This window comes from Xenorhabdus sp. PB62.4, from assembly GCF_014467285.1.
GTDB lineage: Bacteria > Pseudomonadota > Gammaproteobacteria > Enterobacterales > Enterobacteriaceae > Xenorhabdus.
Map to the genome: position 1 here is coordinate 24,023 of NZ_NKHR01000022.1, position 21,227 is coordinate 45,249.

The 21,227-nt window shown below is 46.0% G+C and carries 21 protein-coding genes; 12 read left to right on the plus strand and 9 right to left on the minus strand.

Annotated features, from left to right (window positions below; all coding sequences use genetic code 11):
• Positions 1-4: 4 nt before the first annotated feature.
• The 7 genes from priA (at position 5) to rraA (ending at position 8,116) form a co-directional block, all read left to right on the plus strand.
• Entirely contained in the window at positions 5-2,203 is a 2,199-nt protein-coding gene (gene priA / locus Xenpb_RS15600; protein WP_187655165.1) for a primosomal protein N', read from the plus strand.
• A gap of 256 nt (positions 2,204-2,459) precedes the next feature.
• Positions 2,460-3,485: a DNA-binding transcriptional regulator CytR gene (cytR, locus tag Xenpb_RS15605; RefSeq protein ID WP_187655166.1), complete on the plus strand. Its 1,026-nt coding sequence runs from the start codon at positions 2,460-2,462 to the stop codon at positions 3,483-3,485.
• Between the two features lie 70 nt (positions 3,486-3,555).
• Entirely contained in the window at positions 3,556-4,383 is an 828-nt protein-coding gene (gene ftsN / locus Xenpb_RS15610) for a cell division protein FtsN (protein ID WP_187655167.1), read from the plus strand.
• 138 nt (positions 4,384-4,521) lie between these two features.
• The gene (gene hslV, locus Xenpb_RS15615; RefSeq protein ID WP_047962233.1) at positions 4,522-5,052 is read left to right on the plus strand and encodes an ATP-dependent protease subunit HslV; all 531 of its coding nucleotides are present in this window, start codon (positions 4,522-4,524) and stop codon (positions 5,050-5,052) included.
• Between the two features lie 11 nt (positions 5,053-5,063).
• A complete protein-coding gene (gene hslU / locus Xenpb_RS15620) occupies positions 5,064-6,395 on the plus strand; it encodes an HslU--HslV peptidase ATPase subunit (protein WP_187655168.1) in 1,332 nt (443 codons plus the stop codon).
• Between the two features lie 185 nt (positions 6,396-6,580).
• Positions 6,581-7,498: a 1,4-dihydroxy-2-naphthoate polyprenyltransferase gene (locus Xenpb_RS15625; protein WP_187655169.1), complete on the plus strand. Its 918-nt coding sequence runs from the start codon at positions 6,581-6,583 to the stop codon at positions 7,496-7,498.
• A 108-nt stretch (positions 7,499-7,606) separates the two neighbouring features.
• Positions 7,607-8,116: a ribonuclease E activity regulator RraA gene (rraA, locus tag Xenpb_RS15630; protein WP_099115376.1), complete on the plus strand. Its 510-nt coding sequence runs from the start codon at positions 7,607-7,609 to the stop codon at positions 8,114-8,116.
• Between the two features lie 72 nt (positions 8,117-8,188).
• Here rraA and zapB read toward each other — a convergent pair whose 3' ends face one another.
• Positions 8,189-8,431 (minus strand): cell division protein ZapB, encoded by a 243-nt coding sequence (gene zapB, locus Xenpb_RS15635; RefSeq protein WP_099115375.1) that lies wholly within the window; start codon positions 8,429-8,431, stop codon positions 8,189-8,191.
• 314 nt (positions 8,432-8,745) lie between these two features.
• On the opposite strand from zapB, the gene Xenpb_RS15640 reads away from it, so the two are divergent.
• Entirely contained in the window at positions 8,746-9,543 is a 798-nt protein-coding gene (locus Xenpb_RS15640) for an MIP/aquaporin family protein (RefSeq protein ID WP_187655170.1), read from the plus strand.
• A gap of 71 nt (positions 9,544-9,614) precedes the next feature.
• The gene (glpK, locus tag Xenpb_RS15645) at positions 9,615-11,138 is read left to right on the plus strand and encodes a glycerol kinase GlpK (RefSeq protein ID WP_187655171.1); all 1,524 of its coding nucleotides are present in this window, start codon (positions 9,615-9,617) and stop codon (positions 11,136-11,138) included.
• A gap of 119 nt (positions 11,139-11,257) precedes the next feature.
• Here the strand turns inward: glpK and emrD are convergent, their stop codons facing one another.
• Positions 11,258-12,445, minus strand: coding sequence for a multidrug efflux MFS transporter EmrD (gene emrD, locus Xenpb_RS15650; RefSeq protein WP_187655172.1), 1,188 nt, complete (start codon positions 12,443-12,445; stop codon positions 11,258-11,260).
• A gap of 333 nt (positions 12,446-12,778) precedes the next feature.
• Between emrD and fpr the strand changes: the two genes are divergently transcribed.
• Positions 12,779-13,525, plus strand: a complete 747-nt coding sequence (gene fpr, locus Xenpb_RS15655) for a ferredoxin--NADP(+) reductase (RefSeq protein WP_187655173.1) — start codon at positions 12,779-12,781, stop codon at positions 13,523-13,525.
• Positions 13,526-13,609: 84 nt separating this feature from the next.
• Here fpr and Xenpb_RS15660 read toward each other — a convergent pair whose 3' ends face one another.
• Entirely contained in the window at positions 13,610-14,038 is a 429-nt protein-coding gene (locus Xenpb_RS15660) for a DUF805 domain-containing protein (RefSeq protein ID WP_187655174.1), read from the minus strand.
• A gap of 71 nt (positions 14,039-14,109) precedes the next feature.
• Between Xenpb_RS15660 and Xenpb_RS15665 the strand changes: the two genes are divergently transcribed.
• The gene (locus Xenpb_RS15665; protein ID WP_255523160.1) at positions 14,110-14,718 is read left to right on the plus strand and encodes a DUF1454 family protein; all 609 of its coding nucleotides are present in this window, start codon (positions 14,110-14,112) and stop codon (positions 14,716-14,718) included.
• Between the two features lie 144 nt (positions 14,719-14,862).
• Positions 14,863-15,630 (plus strand): triose-phosphate isomerase, encoded by a 768-nt coding sequence (tpiA, locus tag Xenpb_RS15670; protein ID WP_187655176.1) that lies wholly within the window; start codon positions 14,863-14,865, stop codon positions 15,628-15,630.
• 127 nt (positions 15,631-15,757) lie between these two features.
• Here tpiA and Xenpb_RS15675 read toward each other — a convergent pair whose 3' ends face one another.
• The 6 genes from Xenpb_RS15675 to Xenpb_RS15700 form a co-directional block, all read right to left on the minus strand.
• Positions 15,758-16,801 (minus strand): sulfate ABC transporter substrate-binding protein, encoded by a 1,044-nt coding sequence (locus tag Xenpb_RS15675; protein WP_255523161.1) that lies wholly within the window; start codon positions 16,799-16,801, stop codon positions 15,758-15,760.
• A gap of 237 nt (positions 16,802-17,038) precedes the next feature.
• Positions 17,039-18,016 (minus strand): 6-phosphofructokinase, encoded by a 978-nt coding sequence (gene pfkA, locus Xenpb_RS15680; protein ID WP_047962244.1) that lies wholly within the window; start codon positions 18,014-18,016, stop codon positions 17,039-17,041.
• 233 nt (positions 18,017-18,249) lie between these two features.
• Positions 18,250-19,152 (minus strand): CDF family cation-efflux transporter FieF, encoded by a 903-nt coding sequence (fieF, locus tag Xenpb_RS15685; RefSeq protein WP_187655177.1) that lies wholly within the window; start codon positions 19,150-19,152, stop codon positions 18,250-18,252.
• Between the two features lie 31 nt (positions 19,153-19,183).
• A complete protein-coding gene (locus Xenpb_RS15690; RefSeq protein ID WP_187655178.1) occupies positions 19,184-20,128 on the minus strand; it encodes a phosphatidate cytidylyltransferase in 945 nt (314 codons plus the stop codon).
• Complete coding sequence (locus Xenpb_RS15695) at positions 20,125-20,766, minus strand: 1-acyl-sn-glycerol-3-phosphate acyltransferase (protein ID WP_187655179.1); 642 nt, start codon at positions 20,764-20,766, stop codon at positions 20,125-20,127. Before Xenpb_RS15695 ends, Xenpb_RS15690 begins: the two co-directional genes overlap by 4 nt.
• Before the next feature lie 143 nt (positions 20,767-20,909).
• Positions 20,910-21,227 (minus strand): type II toxin-antitoxin system RelE/ParE family toxin, encoded by a 318-nt coding sequence (locus tag Xenpb_RS15700; RefSeq protein WP_187655180.1) that lies wholly within the window; start codon positions 21,225-21,227, stop codon positions 20,910-20,912.

A 21,227-nucleotide genomic window follows, 5' to 3' on the forward strand; every position in this document is an offset into this window, starting at 1 on the left:
CCTTATGACAGTTGTTCAGGTTGTGTTGCCTGTCCCCTTAACCCGCGCTTTTGATTATCTATTACCCGAAGGACTACCTTTGCCAACTATCGGTGTTCGCGTGAACGTGCCGTTTGGCAAACGTAATGCAATAGGCATAGTCACAGGTATTACAGACAATAGCGAATTTTCTCCCGAACAGCTCAAGTCTATTTCCGGCATTCTTGATATCCAGCCACTTTTTCCCGACGACCTTTGGCAATTGCTCTTGTGGTCAGCCAGCTATTATCACTATCCGCTAGGGGAGGTTTTGTTCCATGCTCTGCCCATTTTGCTACGACAAGGAAAACCAGCAGAGTTTTCTCCACTCTGGCAATGGCATGTCACTGAAACTGGACGCAAGCTCCCACTCGAACAACTCAAGCGTTCTACCAAACAGCAGCAGGCCTTAGCCACTTTGCGTCAAAAACCTGTTTACCGCCACCAAGTCGCTGAATTGGAATTAAGTGAAAGTGCATTGCAATCACTGAAAAAGAAGTCACTGATTGAGCTTTGTCCAATACAGCCGGAAGCTGAAAATTGGCATGAAGATTTTAACATCATCGGCGAACGGCTAAAGCTGAATACAGAACAGGCCACCGCGATAGGCGCCATTCGCGCAGAAGATAACACGTTCTCCCCGTGGCTGCTTGCGGGTATCACGGGTTCAGGCAAAACCGAAGTCTATCTCAGCGTATTGGAAAACATTCTTGAACAAGGTAAACAAGCACTGATTTTGGTGCCTGAAATTGGGCTGACGCCACAAACTATTCGCCGATTCCGGGAACGTTTCGACGCACCTGTTGATATCCTTCACTCAGCATTGAATGACAGCGAACGATTAGCCGTTTGGCTGCGGGCGAAGCGGGGAGAAAATGCTATTGTCATCGGTACACGCTCAGCCTTGTTTACTCCCTTTGCCCATCTGGGAGTCATCATTATTGATGAAGAGCATGACAGTTCCTACAAACAACAAGAAGGCTGGCGCTATCATGCCCGTGATTTGGCGGTGTTTCGTGCCAAAAAAGAGGGAATTCCGATCATTATGGGAACTGCCACGCCAGCACTGGAAACACTATATAACGTTCAGCAGGGAAAATACCGCCAACTCACATTAACCAAACGAGCAGGCCACGCACAACCAGCGACTCAGCATTTGCTGGATCTGAAAGGATTACCGTTGACTGTCGGGTTATCACAACCGCTCATCAACCGCATCAAAGAGCACCTCAAGGCGGACAATCAGGTTATTCTGTTTTTGAACCGTCGTGGCTATTCTCCCGCCCTGCTTTGCCACGAATGCGGCTGGATAGCGGAATGCCAGCGCTGTGATCATTATTACACGCTGCACCAAAACCATCGCCACCTACGTTGCCATCACTGTGACAGCCAACGACCGATCCCACGCCAGTGCCCACAATGTGGTTCCACTAACCTAATCCCTGTCGGTCTGGGCACGGAACAGCTTGAAGATGGCATCACCCAACTGTTTCCCAATATTCCTGTCACCCGCATTGATCGTGATACCACCAGCCGCAAAGGGGCATTGGAACAGCAACTGGCTGAAGTACATCAAGGTGGGGCCCGCATTTTGATTGGTACTCAAATGCTGGCGAAAGGCCATCATTTCCCCGACGTGACTTTGGTTTCCTTACTTGATGTTGATGGAGCCTTGTTCTCTGCCGATTTTCGGGCAGCAGAACGTTTTGCCCAACTGTATACTCAAGTCTCCGGTCGGGCAGGACGAGCGGGCAAGCGAGGTGAAGTTGTCCTGCAAACCCACCATCCTGAACACCCACTATTACAGGTACTACTGGAAAAGGGCTATGATGCCTTTGCACAACAAGCGATGGAAGAACGACAACAAGTGCATCTGCCACCTTTTGCCAGCCACATTTTGCTCCGCTCAGAAGATCATGACAATCAACAAGCGCCCGCATTTTTGCAACAAATGCGCCAATTGCTTGAACATCATCCACTGTATGATAACCAACTATGGATCATGGGTCCTATACCGGCATTACAAGCCAAACGCGGCGGTCGTTATCGCTGGCAATTAATGGTGCAACATCCTTCACGTATCTTCCTACAGAAAATGATGGCAGGGATCTACCCGCAAATCACTGCGCTGCCACTGGCGCGCAAGGTGAAATGGAACATTGACGTTGATCCGACCGAAGGTTGATAACAGAAAATCATTAACCAATAACAGAAATAGAGGTAATTATTTCCTTAATTTGCGAAGTATCTCTAAGAAATGATTCATATCACACTTTTTATGCAAACAAAGTAACGGATTGGCTTATTAATCAGTTTAAAATGAACTTATTAATATGACTGTAGAAAACGATCCGCCAGAGCTTCTTTCTTAGGCATAACCGACGTTTTTTAGCAGACTGGGAGCAATCGTTTTGCTGCCTGTAGAAAGCGAGAAATGAACTATGGAAAAAAAGAATTGCACATTGGCAACCATGAAAGATGTTGCCAAAGTGGCTGGTGTTTCTACTGCAACTGTATCAAGAACACTTATGAATCCTGACAAGGTTTCTGCTCGTACGCGTCAAAAAGTAGAAAATGCCGTACTGGAAGTGGGTTACTATCCTCACAATCTTGCCAAAAATCTACGACGCAATGAATCCAGAGCGATTTTAGTTATTGTGCCTAATATCAGCGATCCTTTCTTCACCGAAGTCATTCGCGGCATTGAAGAAACTGCTGCCGAACATGGCTATCTGGTTCTGATTGGTGACTGTAAACATCAGCAGCAACAGGAGCATGCGTTTATCAATCTGTTGATCACCAAACGCATTGATGGCATGGTGTTGTTGGGTTCCAATATTCCTTTCGATGTTTCCAAAGAAGAGCAAAAAAACCTGCCGCCAATGGTCATGGCCAATGAATTCGCACCGGAGCTGGAACTTCCGACTGTCCATATTGATAACCTGACAGCCGCATTCAATGCCACCCATCATCTGCAAAAACTGGGGCACAAACGCATCGCCTGTATTACAGGGCCGGAAAACATGCCACTGTGCCACTATCGATTACAAGGGTATATTCAAGCCCTTCGGCGCACAGGAGGAGAAATTCTGGAAGAATATATTGTCCGTGGTGATTTCACCCATGAAAGTGGCGCTGAATTGGCGGAAACCCTACTGACGCTACCGGAGCCTCCGAGTGCGATTTTCTGCCATAGCGATGTCATGGCCATGGGCGCAATGTGGCAAGCCAAGAAAATGGGGTTAAAATTACCAGAAGAACTCTCTGTTATTGGTTTCGATAATTTGAATCTGGCTCAATACAGTGAACCGGCTCTAACCACAGTGAAACAACCTCGTTATGAGATTGGGCGCCATTCTATGCTTTTGTTGCTGGAACAGCTTCAAGGCCGATGGGTTTCCAAAGGCTCAAGGTTACTGGATGCAGAATTGATCATTCGCTCGAGTACCTGTTCGCCTAAAAGCTAGCCAAATAACAGTAGGTTAAGTAACATTGGTTATCTATTCCTTAATTTTTAATAAATCAGCGAATTAAACAGTGGCACAACGAGATTATGTGAGTCGCGGGCAGAGCAATCCCCGTCGGAAAAGTACTGGTAAGAAGAAAAATCAGTCTCAAGGATTACCCAAAACTACATTAGCCGTTGCTGTGGCCTTGGTGGTCATATTTATTGGTGGCCTTTATTTCATCGTACACAACAAAAAAGAAAGTGTACAAAATGCCATCCAGCCTTCTCACCAAACCAAAGGTCATGGCCTGCCCCCTAAACCAGAAGAGCGCTGGAGCTACATCAAAGAGCTGGAAAACCGGCCTGTTAATGAATCTTCAATACAAGATCCCACTGCGATATTGAACCAACCGCTAAACCATGCCCCTCAATTGACACCAGAACAGAAGCAGTTGCTTGAACAGATGCAGGCGGATATGCGCCAGCCTCCTATTTCGTTGAAAGAAGTTCCTTATAATAGTGAGCCTGTTCCACGTACGCGCGTTGTGATCAATCCACCTTCAGAAGAATATATGCGGCAGCAATCTCAGCAGTATTCACCAGAGCAAAAAGCAACGGTTGCTCAGGAAAGCAAGTCATCAGCTTCCTCCCAAAATTCCGGTGACACTAAACCAAAATCCGCAACAAATGACACCAGATTGATGCTACAATGCGGCTCCTTCCGCACGATGGAGCAGGCTGAATCTGTCCGTGCCAGCCTTGCATTCGCAGGCATTGAAAGCCAGATTACCACGAAAGACAATTGGAACCGTGTTGTACTCGGCCCTTATAAAAATAAGGCCAGTGCTGAAAAAATGCGTGAAAAGGTTGCTGGTGCAGGTGTATCTGACTGTATTCCTCGCCCGGTTGGGGGTTGAAAAGTCAGAAAATTCCCCCATCTTAACCGTTAATAACATACACACGGCGCTTTTATCAGCAATACCACAAGCAATTGCAGAATAACCAGCCAACACCCCGTGTGTACCATCTTCTATTTTGTAACCAGGGGCTAACTCGTGACTACAATCGTAAGTGTTCGCCGTAATGGCAAAGTCGTCATCGGTGGTGATGGACAAGCAACCATGGGTCATACCGTGATGAAAGGCAATGTCCGCAAAGTACGCCGCCTTTACAATGACAAAGTCATCGCGGGTTTTGCCGGCGGTACTGCCGATGCCTTCACACTGTTCGAACTGTTTGAACGTAAACTCGAAATGCATCAAGGGCATCTGACCAAAGCGGCTGTTGAACTGGCCAAAGACTGGCGAACGGATCGCATGCTACGCAAGCTGGAAGCCCTGCTTGCAGTCGCAGATGAAAATGCTTCTCTGATTATTACAGGTAACGGTGATGTGATTCAGCCAGAGAATGATCTTATTGCCATTGGTTCCGGAGGCTCATACGCACAGGCTGCCGCCCGCGCAATGCTGGAAACCACTGAACTCGGTGCCAGAGAAATTACCGAACGCGCCCTGTCCATCGCTGGCGATATCTGCATCTACACCAACCATAATCACAACTTCGAAGAACTGCCTTCGAAAGCGTAAGGATAGATAGTATGTCTGAAATGACTCCTCGCGAAATTGTCAGCGAACTCGACAATCACATCATCGGTCAAGACAAAGCAAAACGCGCTGTTGCCATTGCTCTGCGCAACCGCTGGCGTCGTATGCAGTTGGATGAATCACTGCGCCAAGAAGTCACCCCAAAAAATATTCTGATGATAGGCCCAACCGGTGTCGGTAAAACCGAAATCGCCCGTCGTCTGGCAAAACTGGCTAACGCTCCCTTTATCAAGGTTGAAGCAACCAAATTCACCGAAGTGGGTTATGTTGGCAAAGAAGTTGATTCCATTATCCGTGATCTGACTGATGCCGCAGTGAAAATGGTCCGTCTGCAATCTATTGAGAAAAACCGCTATCGCGCCGAAGAGCTGGCAGAAGAGCGTATTCTGGATGTCCTGTTGCCACCGGCCAAAAATAACTGGGGACAGACAGAAGCTCAATCCGAACCTTCTTCAACCCGTCAGGCATTCCGTAAAAAACTGCGTGAAGGCCAGTTAGATGACAAAGAAATTGAAATCGAAGTTTCAGCCGCTCCAGTTGGCGTTGAAATCATGGCACCTCCGGGCATGGAAGAGATGACTAATCAGTTGCAATCCATGTTCCAGAATCTGGCAGGCCAGCGCCAGAAAAGCCGCAAGATGAAAATAAAAGACGCGTTCAAGTTGCTGGTAGAAGAAGAAGCCGCAAAACTGGTTAATCCTGAAGAATTGAAACAGCAAGCGATTGATGCGGTTGAACAGCACGGTATCGTCTTTATCGATGAGATCGATAAAATCTGTAAACGCGGCCAGACTTCCGGCCCGGATGTTTCACGTGAAGGTGTTCAGCGCGATCTGCTGCCACTGGTAGAAGGCTGTACCGTTTCCACCAAACACGGTATGGTCAAAACCGATCACATTCTGTTCATCGCCTCCGGCGCTTTCCAGGTTTCCAGCCCTTCAGACCTGATCCCTGAACTTCAGGGCCGTTTGCCAATCCGCGTTGAATTGCAAGCACTGACAACTGAAGACTTTGAACGTATTCTGACTGAACCTAATGCCTCACTGACTGAGCAATATAAGGCTCTGATGGCTACCGAAGGTATGGGTATTGAATTCACTACTGATGGTATCCGCAAAATCGCGGAAGCAGCATGGCAAGTGAATGAAACCACCGAAAACATCGGTGCCCGTCGTCTTCATACCGTGCTTGAGCGTATGATGGAAGATATCTCTTTCGATGCCAGCGAGAGTCAAGGACAATCGGTTGAAATCAATGCCGATTATGTCAAAGAACATTTAGATGAGCTGGTTGCGGATGAAGACCTGAGCCGGTTTATTTTATAATCGGTAATATTGACCTGATTTAATCTGGTTCGCCGGACTTATTCACGCAAGCAATTCAATGTGAAGAAAAACGCGAAAACAGTGGAAGAAATCGTAAAATGGGAGGCTTTTAGCCTCCCATTTCTCTATTTTCGATGATATAAAATTTATCATCCACTAATCACATAATGATAAATAGTGACAATATGAGCTCAACAACGTCTATCAGTCAGATACAGGCATGGCTGGAAAGCTTACGCCCCAAAACATTACCTCTGGCCGTAGCTGCCGTCGTAACTGGTTCAGCCCTTGCATCATGGACGGGACATTTCAAATGGCCTGTGGCGTTGCTGGCTTTATTAACTGCGGCCATACTGCAAATTCTTTCCAATCTCGCCAATGATTATGGCGATGTTGCCAAAGGCAGTGATGCAGAAAAACGTATCGGCCCAATGCGTGGTATGCAAAAAGGCCTGATTACAGCAAAGCAGATGAAAAACGCATTGAAGATCACGGTGCTGCTCTCTTGCCTGTCAGGCATTTCTCTCATCGTCATGGCCTGTAATAGCCTGAGCGATGTTATCGGTTTCTTGGCTCTGGGATTATTGGCGATTATCGCGGCTATCACGTATACCGTGGGAGCCAGACCTTACGGCTATCTTGGGCTAGGTGATATTTCTGTCCTGATTTTCTTTGGCTGGTTGAGTGTTCTTGGTACCTATTACCTGCAAGCCAATACCTTTTCCCTGAATACGATCCTGCCTGCAACCGCCTGTGGCTTACTTTCCGTAGCAGTTTTGAACATTAATAATTTGCGCGATATCGAAAATGATCGGCAAAACGGCAAAAATACACTGGCTGTCAGATTGGGTGGAAAAAAAGCACGTTACTACCATGCTGCCCTGATAATAGGTGCCATGTCTTGCCTTATCACCTTTACGCTCCAGTATTTAAACACTTGGACTAGCTGGCTATTTTTACTTGCCTTTCCTCTATTATTGAAACACATGTTGCAAGTACTGCGTGATCCGACACCCGAAGGTATGCGCCCTAAGCTGGTACAAATGGTCAAAGCGGCATTACTGACCAATGTGCTGTTTTCCATCGGGTTAGTACTTAATTAAGCGAGTAGACATCAATTTTATACCTAAGTTTTAAGATTGATGATTTTGCCAACATTGGCTTTAAAAGGATATACTGTCCGTTCCTTGCATAAACCAGACGTAAATCCCATGAAATATGATACTTCCGAACTTTGTGATATCTATCAAGAAGATATAAACGTGGTAGAACCACTATTTTCCAACTTTGGTGGGCGTACTTCATTTGGTGGTCAGATCATCACGGTGAAATGCTTTGAAGACAATGGCCTGCTTTATGATTTACTTGAAGAAAATGGGCTTGGCCGTATTCTGCTCGTCGATGGTGGTGGATCGGTACGCAAGGCACTCGTTGACGCCGAACTGGCTCAACTTGCTGCCAATAATGAGTGGGAAGGCATTGTCGTCTATGGCGCGGTACGTCAGGTTGATCACCTTGCTGAACTTGATATTGGTATTCAGGCAATGGCCGCCATTCCTGCCGGTTCCAATAGCGAAGGCGTGGGTGAAAGTGATATCAGAGTGAACTTCGGTGGCGTAACTTTCTTCTCTGGTGACTACCTTTACGCAGACAACACCGGCATTGTGTTATCAGATGTCCCACTGGATCTTGACGAAGACAGTGACGACGATGAAGCGTAATACCCATTATCTTTATCGGATATAAAAAAAGGGCGCAATCATCGCCCTTTTTCAGCTAAGCCTTTAGATACCTTATTGTACATCTTCCATCTTACCCAACAGGGTACGTAAGCGCTCTTGCCATGCTGATTGTTCTTGTTTGAGCTGCTCATTTTCACGTGCCAGTGAATCACGGCTGTCTGTCACATTCTGAACATTCTGAGATAACGCCGCATTCTGTTCTTTTAATTCTTCAATTTCCATTTGCAGCAAAGTGATGGTATCAATCGCCTGCTGAACTTTAGATTCTAGCTTTTCAAAAACTTCAAATGACATTCTCGGGCCCTCTTGTAAGCAATCTCTTGATTGTATTTAGCCTATTAACGCCTGTCTAGTTTCATCCTTTCAATGTGCGTTATAACGAGAAATATAGCGACTAAAGCAAAATGTATACAAGATCACATTTCCAAGTGAAAGAAAGCCATAATCAAATGCGAATTCGCTCATTTTGTTGACGCAACACGCATATTTCAATTTCGCTATTTCTCGTTTACGCGCATTAACGATAAATTCACAGGCACCTTTCTCTTAATATATAAGAAATGACTAATCATTAATCTTCCCCTGTACTTTTTTTATAGGATATAGAAATGAGCCAAACCACTAATCCAACATTATCAGGTCAATGCATTTCAGAATTTTTGGGTACTGCATTACTCGTTTTCTTTGGCTTAGGCTGTGTTGCTGCCGCCCGGATTGCAGGGGCACAACTGGGTTTATGGGAAATCAGTATTATCTGGGGTTTTGGTGTTGCCTTGGCAGTTTATCTGACCGCAGGGATCTCAGGTGCACACCTCAATCCCGCAGTCACCATTGCACTATGTCTATTCGCTAACTTTGACAGAAAAAAAGTGCTGCCTTACATCATTGCCCAGATGCTTGGGGGCTTTGTTGCAGCTCTCATCATCTATATGATGTATTACAATCTTTTCCTGGATTATGAACAAACTCACAACACGGTTCGTGGTTCACAGGAAAGTCTCTTCACAGCGGGAGTTTTCTCTACTTACCCTGCTGCACAGATCTCCGTACTACAGGCATTTATCGTCGAAGTTATTATCGCCGCCGTTCTGCTGTGCCTGATTCTGGCTCTGACAGATGATGGCAACGGCATCCCGCGCGGGCCTTTAGCCCCTCTGCTGATTGGTATTCTCATTGCGGTTATCGGTGGTTCATTCGGTCCCCTGACCGGATTTGCCCTGAACCCGGCCCGTGACTTCGGCCCCAAATTGGTCGCTTATTTAGCAGGTTGGGGAGATATTGCCCTGACAGGCGGCCGAGATATTCCTTATTGCCTTGTTCCTTTGGTAGCTCCTGTCGTTGGCGCGATTCTAGGCGCTTTTGGCTACCGCAAATTGATTGCTCGCCATTTACCGCGCGAGATTTAAACTTGCCATACTTAAGTGATGGCAATCCAATAAAACAATAAAAAATGAGTCATTGAAACCAGGTTATAGTTATGACAACAGAAAATATCACTGAAAAAAAATATATCGTCGCTCTGGATCAGGGTACAACCAGTTCACGAGCCGTTGTGCTTGATCACGATGCCAATATTGTCTGCATCTCACAACGCGAATTCCCTCAAATTTATCCCAAACCAGGTTGGGTAGAGCACGACCCAATGGAAATCTGGGCAAGCCAGAGTTCTACACTGGTTGAAGTACTGGCAAAAGCAGATATCAGTTCCGATCAAATTGCCAGCATTGGTATTACTAACCAACGGGAAACAACCATTGTCTGGGAAAAAGAGACGGGTAAGCCTGTTTATAATGCGATTGTATGGCAATGCCGCCGGACAGCAGACATCTGTACCAAACTGAAACAAAAAGAGGGTTTGGAAGAGTATATCCGCCACAATACAGGTTTAGTCGTTGATCCCTATTTCTCCGGCACAAAAATAAAATGGATTTTGGATAACATCGAAGGCGTTCGTCAGCGCGCCGAAAACGGAGAGCTTTTATTCGGTACAGTCGATACGTGGTTAGTCTGGAAAATGACTCAGGGACGTGTACATGTGACCGACTATACCAACGCTTCCCGTACCATGTTGTTCAATATCCATAACTTGGATTGGGATCAAAAAATTCTTGATGAATTGGGAATACCTCGCATTATGCTGCCAAAAGTCGCAGCTTCCTCAGAGATCTATGGTCAAACCAATATCGGTGGTAAAGGCGGCACTCGTATTCCTATCGCGGGTATCGCAGGTGACCAGCAGGCCGCCCTGTACGGACAATTATGTGTCCACCCCGGCATGGCAAAAAATACTTACGGCACTGGCTGCTTCCTGCTGATGAACACAGGCAAAGATGCCGTTCGCTCCAGCCACGGCCTGCTGACGACCATCGCCTGTGGTCCACGCGGAGAAGTCAACTATGCACTGGAAGGCGCCGTATTCGTTGGTGGAGCTTCCATTCAATGGTTACGTGATGAGTTGAAACTCATTGCCGATGCGACAGATTCAGAATATTTCGCAACTAAAGTCAAAGACAGCAATGGCGTTTATGTCGTTCCGGCGTTTACTGGCCTGGGCGCACCATACTGGGATCCTTATGCTCGTGGTGCTATTTTCGGCCTGACCCGTGGTGCAAATAGCAATCATATTATTCGCGCTACGTTGGAATCCATCGCTTACCAAACCCGTGATGTATTGGATGCGATGCAAGCTGACTCAGGGACACGCCTGCAAGCTTTACGTGTAGATGGCGGTGCTGTTGCCAATAACTTCCTGATGCAGTTTCAATCCGACATTCTCGGCACGCGCGTAGAACGCCCGGAAGTACGTGAAAGCACCGCGTTGGGAGCTGCTTTCCTTGCTGGTTTGGCCGTCGGATTCTGGCGAGATCTGGACGAAGTGAAGAGTAAGTCAGGCATCGAAAAAGAATTCCGCCCAGGTATCGAAACGACTGAGCGCAATCATAAATACAATGGCTGGAAGAAAGCCGTTGCCCGTGCTCAAGAGTGGGAAGATCGCGCTTAATCACGAACCACCGGATAAATAAAAGCTCTGGCATCGTAAAATGCAATATCACAATACGGCAATGCCAGAGCATTTTTATCTTATGCTCCGGTTTTCTTCGATTTTGCCACCTCGAGACTTTATAAGGCCGTCGGCTCCTGACGTTGGATCCGTTGGGAAATCGGCAACCAGCAAAATAGAATCAACAGGGCCATGGAAAACATCAAAAGACCGACACTAAATTGGCTATTTTGCGGTAACATTGCCGACAGCCATGTCGCTACTCCTGAACCCACGTTCTGAAATCCCCCCACCAGAGCACCTGCCGCTCCTGCCAGATAAGGAAAGGGTTCCATCGCCCCTGTGGTTGCCAAAGGAAACAACATCCCTGCACCAAAAAAGAAGAGTGCAGCAGGTATCAGCAACGTCCAGATATTCATGATGCCGAACCAACCGGGAAGCCACATCAAGACGCCGGCCAACAAGCAACAAATCACAGAATGCCACATCAGCCGATAAAATGTTTTACCTTCGCGTCCCGCATACCATGCACCAAAGAATGCCGCAGGAATTGGCAAAATAAACAGGATACTGACCGTTAAGCTATCCAACCCCAAAACAGCGCCCATCAACACACCGCTACTCGCTTCAAAAACAGCAACCCCAGCCAGACCACCTACCAACATCAACAAGTAAGCCACAAAAGAACTATGGGAGAGTAACTGGTAGAAAACAACCAACATCGTGCGATGTTCAGTCTGCGTGGGGCGAGTTTCTGGCAGATGCCGGAACAGGGAGAAAGCCACTATCGCGCCCAATGCTAATAGAAACCAATAGCAGGCACGCCACCCAAAATAATGCGCCACCAGACCGCCAATCATGGGAGCAGCCAAAGGGCTGACCAATACCGCCATATTCAGTAAGCTATTGGCATAGCGCAGCGTCGTACCCGTGTATAAATCCCGCGGCATAGTACGCACCATCACGCCGGCAACTCCGGTGCCCAATCCCTGAAACGCACTGGCAATAACCAGTATCAGCAAATTAGGGGCAAACAGTGCACATGTCGTCGCCACCAGAAAAATGGACATTCCCGCCAAAATGACTGGACGACGTCCCACCTTATCGGATAACGGCCCATAAAAGAGCTGCGAAAGCCCATAAGAAAATAAATATGCTGCCATAACCCGCTGAACCTCACCTGCGGGTTTACTAAAATCACTCGCTATATCCGCAATAACTGGTACATAGATCGTCTGTGTCATTTGCCCAACAGCAGCCAAGGCAATCAGCATCAACAATAAATTAAAGTGTTCTATTTTTCTCATCGCATTTACATACAATTATTCATTATCAAACAGTCATTCGTTATAAGATACTGACTTCATTGAAAGTGACTTGTTTGACAAATCTATATTTTTTCATTGCAGTATACAATTTTGCATGACTAAAAAATCACAGTTAAATTACCCATACATGTCAATAAAAATGTACATATCAATCCATAATATCGGCAAAAACACAGTTAATTGAACTGTAACACGTAATCGATAATGCTATTTCAGGTAATCACGTAGAATCGTTACAAAAAATCGCCAATTCACGCAGTATTTATTCACATCAATTAATTTGCAGCATATTGTGTAGAGAGGTTAATCGTAATGGCAAACTGGGTTACAGGAAAAGTTACCGACATAACCAATTGGACAGACTCACTCTTTAGCATCAAGGTACATGCGCCGATAGAAAAATTTACCGCCGGACAATTTGCAAAACTTGCACTGGAAATTGAAGGTGAGCGCATTCAACGCGCATACTCTTACGTCAACTCCCCCGATGACAATAATCTGGAGTTTTATTTAGTGACCGTGCCGGAAGGTAAACTTAGTCCTCGGCTGGCAACATTAAAAACCGGAGATGAACTGCTCGTTACAGAACAAGCGGCAGGCTTTTTTGTTCTTGATGAACTCCCTGATTGCCAAACACTTTGGATGCTTTCAACCGGCACCGCCATTGGGCCTTATCTTTCCATACTCCAGCAAGGGGTTAATCTGGAAAGATTTGAAAATATCGTTCTGGTTCATGCAGTGAGATGGGGGCAAGATTTGAGCTATTTACCAATGATGCAGCAATTAGAGAAGAAGTTTCAAGGCAAGCTGAGAATACAGACCATCGTTAGTCGAGAAAAGTACCCCAACTCACTGATGGGGAGAATTCCCGCATTAATTGAGAATGGAGAACTGGAATCGGCTGTTGGCCTATCCATACAGGCGGAAAACAGTCATGTTATGTTGTGTGGGAACCCCCAAATGGTCAGGGATACCCAACAACTGCTGAAAGAGCAACGCAACATGGTAAAACACTTGCGCCGTAAACCAGGCCATATCACCAGTGAGCAATATTGGTAAGCAACCTATTGATATTCACAACATCACTCATCAACTTATACACGTTTTAGATCAGGCTATTTGACAGAAATTACTTGGCAGGAATTACTTGGCAGAAATGTAATCAACCATTTCTGCCGTTTCCCCAAAGCGATTAGCCCCTTCCGTACCACGGAATACACCACAATCAAGCATCACCATAACGAAAATCAGTGTTGGGACAAAACGACCAATACCCCATTGCCATATTGGGGCCATTGCGCTCCAGTCAAGGGACAATAATACCCAAGCCAATGCGAACAGTAATACCCAACCGCCACGTTTATTTCGGTCATGCAGGCGCTTAGAAAAAATCGCAACGGTTGGATACAATAGCAAGGCGACACCAACTGCTGCATAATTTATGGGGAGGACATTCATTCCATGCAGTGTCAGAAGTATAAAGATCAAGGCAAAACAAATGCCAATGCCAATCCAGAATTCCCGGCGTCCAATTCGACCTTTGAATGAGAATCCCCATTGTTGTAATGTCATGTATTCTTTTCCAAATTGTGAATGCTGTTTTTTCAGTATTTAACTCAGTGAGTAGCAAAATGAAAACAGGCATGAATAAACTTCTGGTGACAATATTAATCGCTTTTGGCATCAGTTTGCCATTATCTGCCGTTGCAGGTGAGCCTGCTATCACACCAGAAATGAACCCACAGTTGACGTATCTGCTGCCAAGTTCGCCGACTTTTGAAGATACAATCCCTATCTTCCGGGAAAAATACAACAAAAAACACCCTGAAATCCCCCTATACGAATATAAGGTAATTGCAAGCAAAGATATTTCTCTGCCTTTCATTCGCGCGGCCAGTAAAATCAATGAAAAAATATACTCTTCGGCAGTACTGGAGCGGGGTAGCGAAAAGATTAAGAGCCTGCAAATTACGCTATTACCATCGCAAGATGGGCAAGAAGATGAGCAGAATTTCATTCTGGCAAAACAGTATATCACCGCGCTGATCGGCCAATTCGAGCCGACTCTTTCCCCTGATCAGGCTAAAACTCAATTAGAAAAACTATTACAAGCGGCGGAAAAACACCCTGCTTTCAGCCAGAAAATGGGAGCAACACGCTATCTCATCGTGAACAGCAGCGAAAATATAATGACCTTCGCAATTGAACCGATTAAGCTATCGCTATCTGACGCCGCAGCAAATGAAAATTAGTGACACAGCGCAGAGCTATTCGCGCTGATGATCTTTATACTGTCGGGATTCCGCTTACAGGGAATGACATCCGATTGATGTCATTCAAAGAAAGAATATTCATTCAGTTCGCAATTTGATTATTTTCTGGTTGGAGGGAAAAACATGCGACATCCATTAGTTATGGGTAACTGGAAATTAAATGGCAGTACCCACATGGTTAACGACCTGATTGCAGGCCTGCGTAAAGAACTGAGCAACGTTGACGGCTGTGGCGTCGCTATTGCACCACCAACAGTTTATGTTTCTCTGGCAAACAATGCACTGGCTGGCAGCCGCATTGCGCTGGGTGCACAAGATGTTGGCGTTAACCTTTCTGGCGCATTCACTGGCGAAACTTCCGCAGAAATGCTGAAAGACGCCGGCGCGAAATACATCATTATCGGCCACTCTGAACGTCGTACTTATCACAAAGAGAGTGACGAATTCATTGCCAAGAAATTTGCCATCCTGAAAGAGCAAGGTCTGATCCCAGTTCTGTGTATTGGTGAAACCGAACAGGAAAACGAAGCGGGCCAAACCGAAGCGGTCTGTGCACGACAAATCGATGCGGTCCTGAACACGCTGGGCGCTGAAGCGTTCAAAGATGCAGTGATTGCCTACGAACCTGTTTGGGCAATCGGCACAGGTAAATCAGCAACGCCTGCACAAGCACAGGCAGTTCATAAATTTATCCGTGATCATATCGCGAAACAAGATGCCGCTATCGCTGAACAGGTCATTATTCAATACGGCGGCTCCGTTAACGCCAGCAACGCAGCAGAACTGTTTACTCAGCCAGATATCGACGGTGCATTGGTCGGTGGCGCATCACTGAAAGCGGATGCTTTTGCTGTGATTGTAAAAGCCGCCGCCGAAGCGAAAAAAGCGTAATTTGTAATCTTTTATACCCAATAGATTGCAAACAAAAAATGACTTAACCGCCACGGAATATACCCGCGGCGGTTTTTTCTCACTTCCTGTGCCACAATCCTCCTGCCACAACCAATCGCCTCAATGATTAACGGCGGATAATTTCATCAAAAGTCCCGCCCGTGGCGAAATGTTCTTTCTGTGCTTTATCCCAGCCAGCAAAAACCTCATCAATCGTAAAGAGTTTCAGATCGGGGAAAACAGCGCGGTATTTTTCTGCAATAGCCTTATCGCGCGGACGATAATAATTTTTGGCTGCAATTTCCTGCCCTATCGGAGAATAAAGATATTTAAGATATTCCGTGGCCAGTTCGCGTGTCCCCCGTTTATCAACCACCTTATCAACGACAGCGACTGTGGGTTCTGCCAGAATAGAAATGCTCGGTGTGACGATTTCAAATTGACCTTTACCCAACGCATTAATCGCCAGCAGCGCTTCATTTTCCCATGCAATCAATACATCACCAATCCCGCGCTCCACAAAGGTATTGGTTGCACCTCGCGCACCGGAATCCAGTACTTCGACATTTTTATAAAGTGCTTTCACGAATTCTTTAGCTTTAACCTGATCCTGATGGTGACTTGCCAGCCCATATCCCCAGGCAGCCAGATAATTCCAACGCGCACCACCGGAAGTTTTCGGATTCGGTGTTACCACAGAAACATCAGGACGGATTAAATCCGGCCAATCTTTTATCTGCTTGGGATTGCCTTTTCTCACCAGAAAAACAATCGTTGAGGTATAAGGTGCCGAATTATCCGGCAGACGTTTAATCCAATGTTGATCAATCCGGCCACGCTCTGCAATTGCATCCACATCATATGCCAGTGCCAGAGTGACGACATCCGCCTGAAGGCCATTAATCACAGAAGTTGCCTGCTTGCCTGAGCCACCGTGTGATTGGCGGATCTTCACATCATCTCCCGTTTTTTGATGCCAGTACTCACTGAATGCTTTATCGTACTGTTGGTATAACTCACGAGTCGGATCATAGGATACATTTAAGAGTTGTACCTCTTTCGCCCATGCACTGTTTGCCAGCAATAACATCAGAACGGCTGACAACACGGCATAAACACTCGCCACTGCCCATCTCGCGCCTGATTTCACTACTTTTGTCTTTTTAATCATTGCATTCATAATCACGGTGCCATGCTCCCATAAACCATTCCCAGAAACCATTCCCAGAATCTATTCCCAGAAACTACGATGATTTTTCACCATAAAAACTGACAGAAAGCGTTATGACTCAGAAATAATTTAAAATTTCTGCTTATACGTAAGAAGAATATGAGAAATGAGACAGCCACATAAAGTGACTGCCTATGAAGAAGGATTTTGCAGAAAAAACAGGATCAGAAGGCAGGATTAGTAGAGCTTCTTCGCCGTTTCCAACCAATCTTTTTTAAAGACACGCTGCATATTTTGTACTGCATCAATGATATCGTGATGAACAAGTTTCTCGTTCTGGATACCCACACACCGACCACCGTGTCCTTCCAACAGGAGTTGGACAGAATAAGCCCCCATGCGGGAAGCAAGGATACGGTCATAAGCCACTGGCGCACCGCCACGCTGAATATGGCCTAACACCGTTGCACGGGTTTCATGGCGGGTTTCTGCTTCAATATATTTCGCCAACTCATCAACATCACAAACATGCTCAGTGATGGCAACAATCGCATGGCGCTTGCCTTTTTGAATACCAGCCTGAATTTCAGACAACAACTCTTCACGACTGAATGGCGTTTCACTCTCAGGCAGAACAATAAACTCACATCCACCCGCAATTGCCGCCGATAAAGTCAAGTCACCGCAATAACGTCCCATCACTTCAACAATAGAAATACGCTTATGGGAAGTTGAGGTATCACGCAGACGGTCAATCGCCTCTACCACCGTTTCCAGCGCAGTGAAATAACCGATGGTGTAATCCGTACCCGCGACATCATTGTCAATCGTTCCTGGCAGACCAATGCAAGGGAAACCCGCTTCAGTTAACTTCTTCGCCCCTAAATAAGAACCGTCACCGCCAATCACCACCAGCGCATCAATCTCATTTTTGCGCATATTTTCAATGGCAGTTTCCCGGACTTTATCATCCCTGAATTCAGGGAAACGGGCTGAACCTAAAAACGTGCCGCCGCGGTTAATCATGTCGGAAACGCTAAAACGGTCGAGCTTCTTCATGCGGTTTTCATACAACCCCAGATAGCCATCATAAATGCCGTAAACTTCCAACCCTTCGGTTAAAGCGGCACGAACAACACCACGAATAGCGGCGTTCATGCCAGGCGCATCACCGCCACTCGTTAAGACTCCGATTCTTTTAATCTTGTTGATCATGATGACCTCTGACTTGTAGATATATTATTTGTAGGTATGTTATTTGTAGGTATAAGTATTTGCCAATCTGCTGACTGCTTCCCTAATGGGAAATATTGATGGCAACTTTTAGAAACCCGATTGTCACTGCATTGGCTGAATTGATTCAACAGAACCTATCATACGGAAAAACACTCAACCTGCATTAAGATTATGTCTATTTTTTGACGATCTTTTGATTATGAATAAATTCATCACCAATCCCAACGATTTTTGTGCTCTTTGGACACAACAGAGCAAGGATCTTGGTGAATAATAATATCGGCACCCGGAAATCGACTCCGCAATTTATTTTCAATTCCTTCGGCCAAAGCATGAGCCTGTACCAACGGCAGATTTTCATTTATCTCCAGATGGAACTGGATAAAACGCGTCGGCCCTGATTGACGGGTTCGCAGATCATGGCCACCAGCAATTCCCGGATAACTCTGGATAACCGCAATAATCTCCTGCCGCTCTGTATCCGGTAAGGCACGATCAAGCAAAGATTGTACGGCATCATACCCCATTCGTAACGCGCTATAGAGGATATAAACTCCAATCCCCAAAGCAAATAGCGCATCTGCACGTTTAAAACCATACAGGCTCAAAAGCAGAGCTACCAAAATTGCGCCATTCATCAATAGATCAGACTTATAATGCAGCATATCCGCACGAATCGCCTGACTTTGGGTTTTATTAATCACCCACTTCTGAAACGTCACCAGACATAGCGTGGAAATCAAAGCAACAATGATTACCCAAACACCAACTTCGGCGTTCTCCAGGGGCTTAGGGGAAAACAGATGCTGAAAGCCCGTCAAAAACAGGAAAATGGCCGAACCGGAAATAAACATACTTTGTGCTAAAGCTGCCAGTGATTCGGCCTTACCATGTCCAAAAGTATGCTCTTTATCAGCAGGTTGAAGTGAATAACGCACGACAAAAAAATTGGTCAAAGAGGCCGCCAAATCGACCAGAGAATCCACCAGCGCCGCCAATAAGCTCACCGAGCCAGTAAACCACCATGCAAAAATTTTCACAACCAACAACACACTCGCCAGTACCGTTGCCGCCAACGCAGCGGTACTGACCCACCACCCATAATTTATACTCACTGACTACCACCCTTTGGTTATTGAGTTAGTCTCAGGTATAAAAATAGCGCGTAAGGTGGAAAAATATAGGGGCAGCGAAACAAAGCGAGTCAATTCTATCCAGCATTCCACCATGCCCTTCAATGATCCCACCAAAATCCTTCACTCCACTGTCTCGTTTAATCGCCGACATACACAACCCGCCGATAAACCCCATCAAAGTGATAGCCAACGACATCAAGCCCGCTTCCCATAAAGAAAATGGCGTTACCCAAAATAACGACATTCCCAACAGCACAGAAGCTAAAATTCCACCAACAAACCCCTCAACCGTTTTATTGGGGCTGAGTTTCGGCACAATCGGGCGCTTGCCAAATAATTTACCGAATACATACTGTAAAACATCAGACATTTGCACCACAATCATCAGGAACAGCAATAACTTGATATTTTGCCCTTCATATCCCGGTATATCCAACATCAACAAAGCGGGCGCATGGCTGATGGCAAATACCGTCACCAACATCCCCCACTGGATCTTGGCGGTTCTCTCCAGAAAATGCGTTGTATCCCCGGCCAAAGCCGTACGTGCAGGGAGAAACAAAAAGACATATACAGGAATAAACACCGAGAATAATCCATACCATTGCACACCCACCAAGGCATACTGCACAGGCATAAAAACAAAGAAACACCAGAACAAGGCTTCATGATCACTGCGGCGAGTGGGCGTTAACGTGATAAATTCGCGCAAGGCAAAAAATGACATCACCGTAAACAAAATCACCGATCCCACAGGCCCAACAACAATAGCGGCTACACAGATGATACACATCATCCACCAGCCACGGATTCGGGCATTCAGGTTATCAATGGTGGCGCTGCTCCTTTCTCCCGAATACCAAAGGGCCAAAATACCCCCAATCACACTGGCGATAACCAATATCCCAAAGACCCCACCAAGCAGCAACATCAAGTCATGATCCATATTCGTCATAGCATTAACTCCTCTAATGCAGACCGGGCACGTTGCAGAAACTCTTCTTTGCTTTCATTCTCACCTAATTTATCCAATGGCTTACCAAATGTGACGGAGCAAATAATGGGTATTGGTAATTTCTTACCTTTAGGCAAAGCACGGTTCAAATTTTCAAGATAAACCGGCACGATTTCAGCATCGGGATACTTACGCACCAAATGATACAACCCACTTTTGAACGGATTGATTTGCTCCCCATCCCCCCGAGTTCCTTCCGGAAAAATAATCAAAGATTCCTGTTGCGCCAGAACCATCTCCAATGGCGCAAGAACCCTTGCTTTCGAATTATTTTCTCCATTGCGCTCAACTAAAACTGCCCGAAATACCTGATGAATGAGATAACGACGCAGCTTGGTTTTACCCCAATAATCGCGGGCAGCGACAGGGTGAACCTGGTGACGCAACTTAGGAGGAAGCCCTGACCAAATAACCAATCCATCAAGATGGCTGGAATGATTCGCATAATAAATACGACTTGCAATTGATGGCTCACAACCAATCCATCGAGCCTGTACACCAGTTAAAAGGCGACATAAACCGGATAACGTAGTACCCATGCCTTTCGCCAATAGACTGATTTTATGAGGGTTAACCATGTTGGGTATCCTTATCCCCTTGATGTGGAATGACAGCGACAAGACTTTTTAAGTAACGGCGTGACAGAGGGTAAGATAATCAAGATTGGTCAAGATAACAACAGGTTGGGAGGGAATTAATGGGTAAGAGAAGCTTTTATGGGTTAAAAATTCCACAAAAAAAGCCCCGCGATTCTTCTGGCGGTGTGCAATATTCTGAGGATCTTTATAGTTTCCCTATCCTCATCGTAACGGTAGAGCATGATGAAGGGAAAATGCGGGATAACGAGTTTTCTATAACGCTCATCCGGGCTGTTACGAGCCTTCATGCCTGCAGACGGGGTCACTTTCAGAAGTTCAGCCATTTCCACGAACTTTGCGTCAATTTCATCAGCCAATAACAGCCCTGCCTGTTCAAAGAAATAGAGATAAATTTGCTCCCGGTCAGTTTGCGCGCTTTCTTCCCATAAAATAGTGATCAC

What these genes read in the sequence shown, in the direction of transcription:
- pfkA (WP_047962244.1), bottom strand. Translation starts at nt 18,016, where the DNA reads ATGATCAACAAGATTAAAAGAATCGGAGTCTTAACGAGTGGCGGTGAT.
- zapB (WP_099115375.1), bottom strand. Translation starts at nt 8,431, where the DNA reads ATGTCATTTGAAGTTTTTGAAAAGCTAGAATCTAAAGTTCAGCAGGCG.
- hslU (WP_187655168.1), top strand. Translation starts at nt 5,064, where the DNA reads ATGTCTGAAATGACTCCTCGCGAAATTGTCAGCGAACTCGACAATCAC.
- Xenpb_RS15625 (WP_187655169.1), top strand. Translation starts at nt 6,581, where the DNA reads ATGAGCTCAACAACGTCTATCAGTCAGATACAGGCATGGCTGGAAAGC.
- cytR (WP_187655166.1), top strand. Translation starts at nt 2,460, where the DNA reads ATGGAAAAAAAGAATTGCACATTGGCAACCATGAAAGATGTTGCCAAA.
- glpK (WP_187655171.1), top strand. Translation starts at nt 9,615, where the DNA reads ATGACAACAGAAAATATCACTGAAAAAAAATATATCGTCGCTCTGGAT.
- emrD (WP_187655172.1), bottom strand. Translation starts at nt 12,445, where the DNA reads ATGAGAAAAATAGAACACTTTAATTTATTGTTGATGCTGATTGCCTTG.
- Xenpb_RS15690 (WP_187655178.1), bottom strand. Translation starts at nt 20,128, where the DNA reads ATGACGAATATGGATCATGACTTGATGTTGCTGCTTGGTGGGGTCTTT.
- Xenpb_RS15665 (WP_255523160.1), top strand. Translation starts at nt 14,110, where the DNA reads ATGAATAAACTTCTGGTGACAATATTAATCGCTTTTGGCATCAGTTTG.
- fpr (WP_187655173.1), top strand. Translation starts at nt 12,779, where the DNA reads ATGGCAAACTGGGTTACAGGAAAAGTTACCGACATAACCAATTGGACA.
- tpiA (WP_187655176.1), top strand. Translation starts at nt 14,863, where the DNA reads ATGCGACATCCATTAGTTATGGGTAACTGGAAATTAAATGGCAGTACC.
- Xenpb_RS15660 (WP_187655174.1), bottom strand. Translation starts at nt 14,038, where the DNA reads ATGACATTACAACAATGGGGATTCTCATTCAAAGGTCGAATTGGACGC.
- Xenpb_RS15640 (WP_187655170.1), top strand. Translation starts at nt 8,746, where the DNA reads ATGAGCCAAACCACTAATCCAACATTATCAGGTCAATGCATTTCAGAA.
- rraA (WP_099115376.1), top strand. Translation starts at nt 7,607, where the DNA reads ATGAAATATGATACTTCCGAACTTTGTGATATCTATCAAGAAGATATA.
- Xenpb_RS15695 (WP_187655179.1), bottom strand. Translation starts at nt 20,766, where the DNA reads ATGGTTAACCCTCATAAAATCAGTCTATTGGCGAAAGGCATGGGTACT.
- priA (WP_187655165.1), top strand. Translation starts at nt 5, where the DNA reads ATGACAGTTGTTCAGGTTGTGTTGCCTGTCCCCTTAACCCGCGCTTTT.
- Xenpb_RS15675 (WP_255523161.1), bottom strand. Translation starts at nt 16,801, where the DNA reads ATGATTAAAAAGACAAAAGTAGTGAAATCAGGCGCGAGATGGGCAGTG.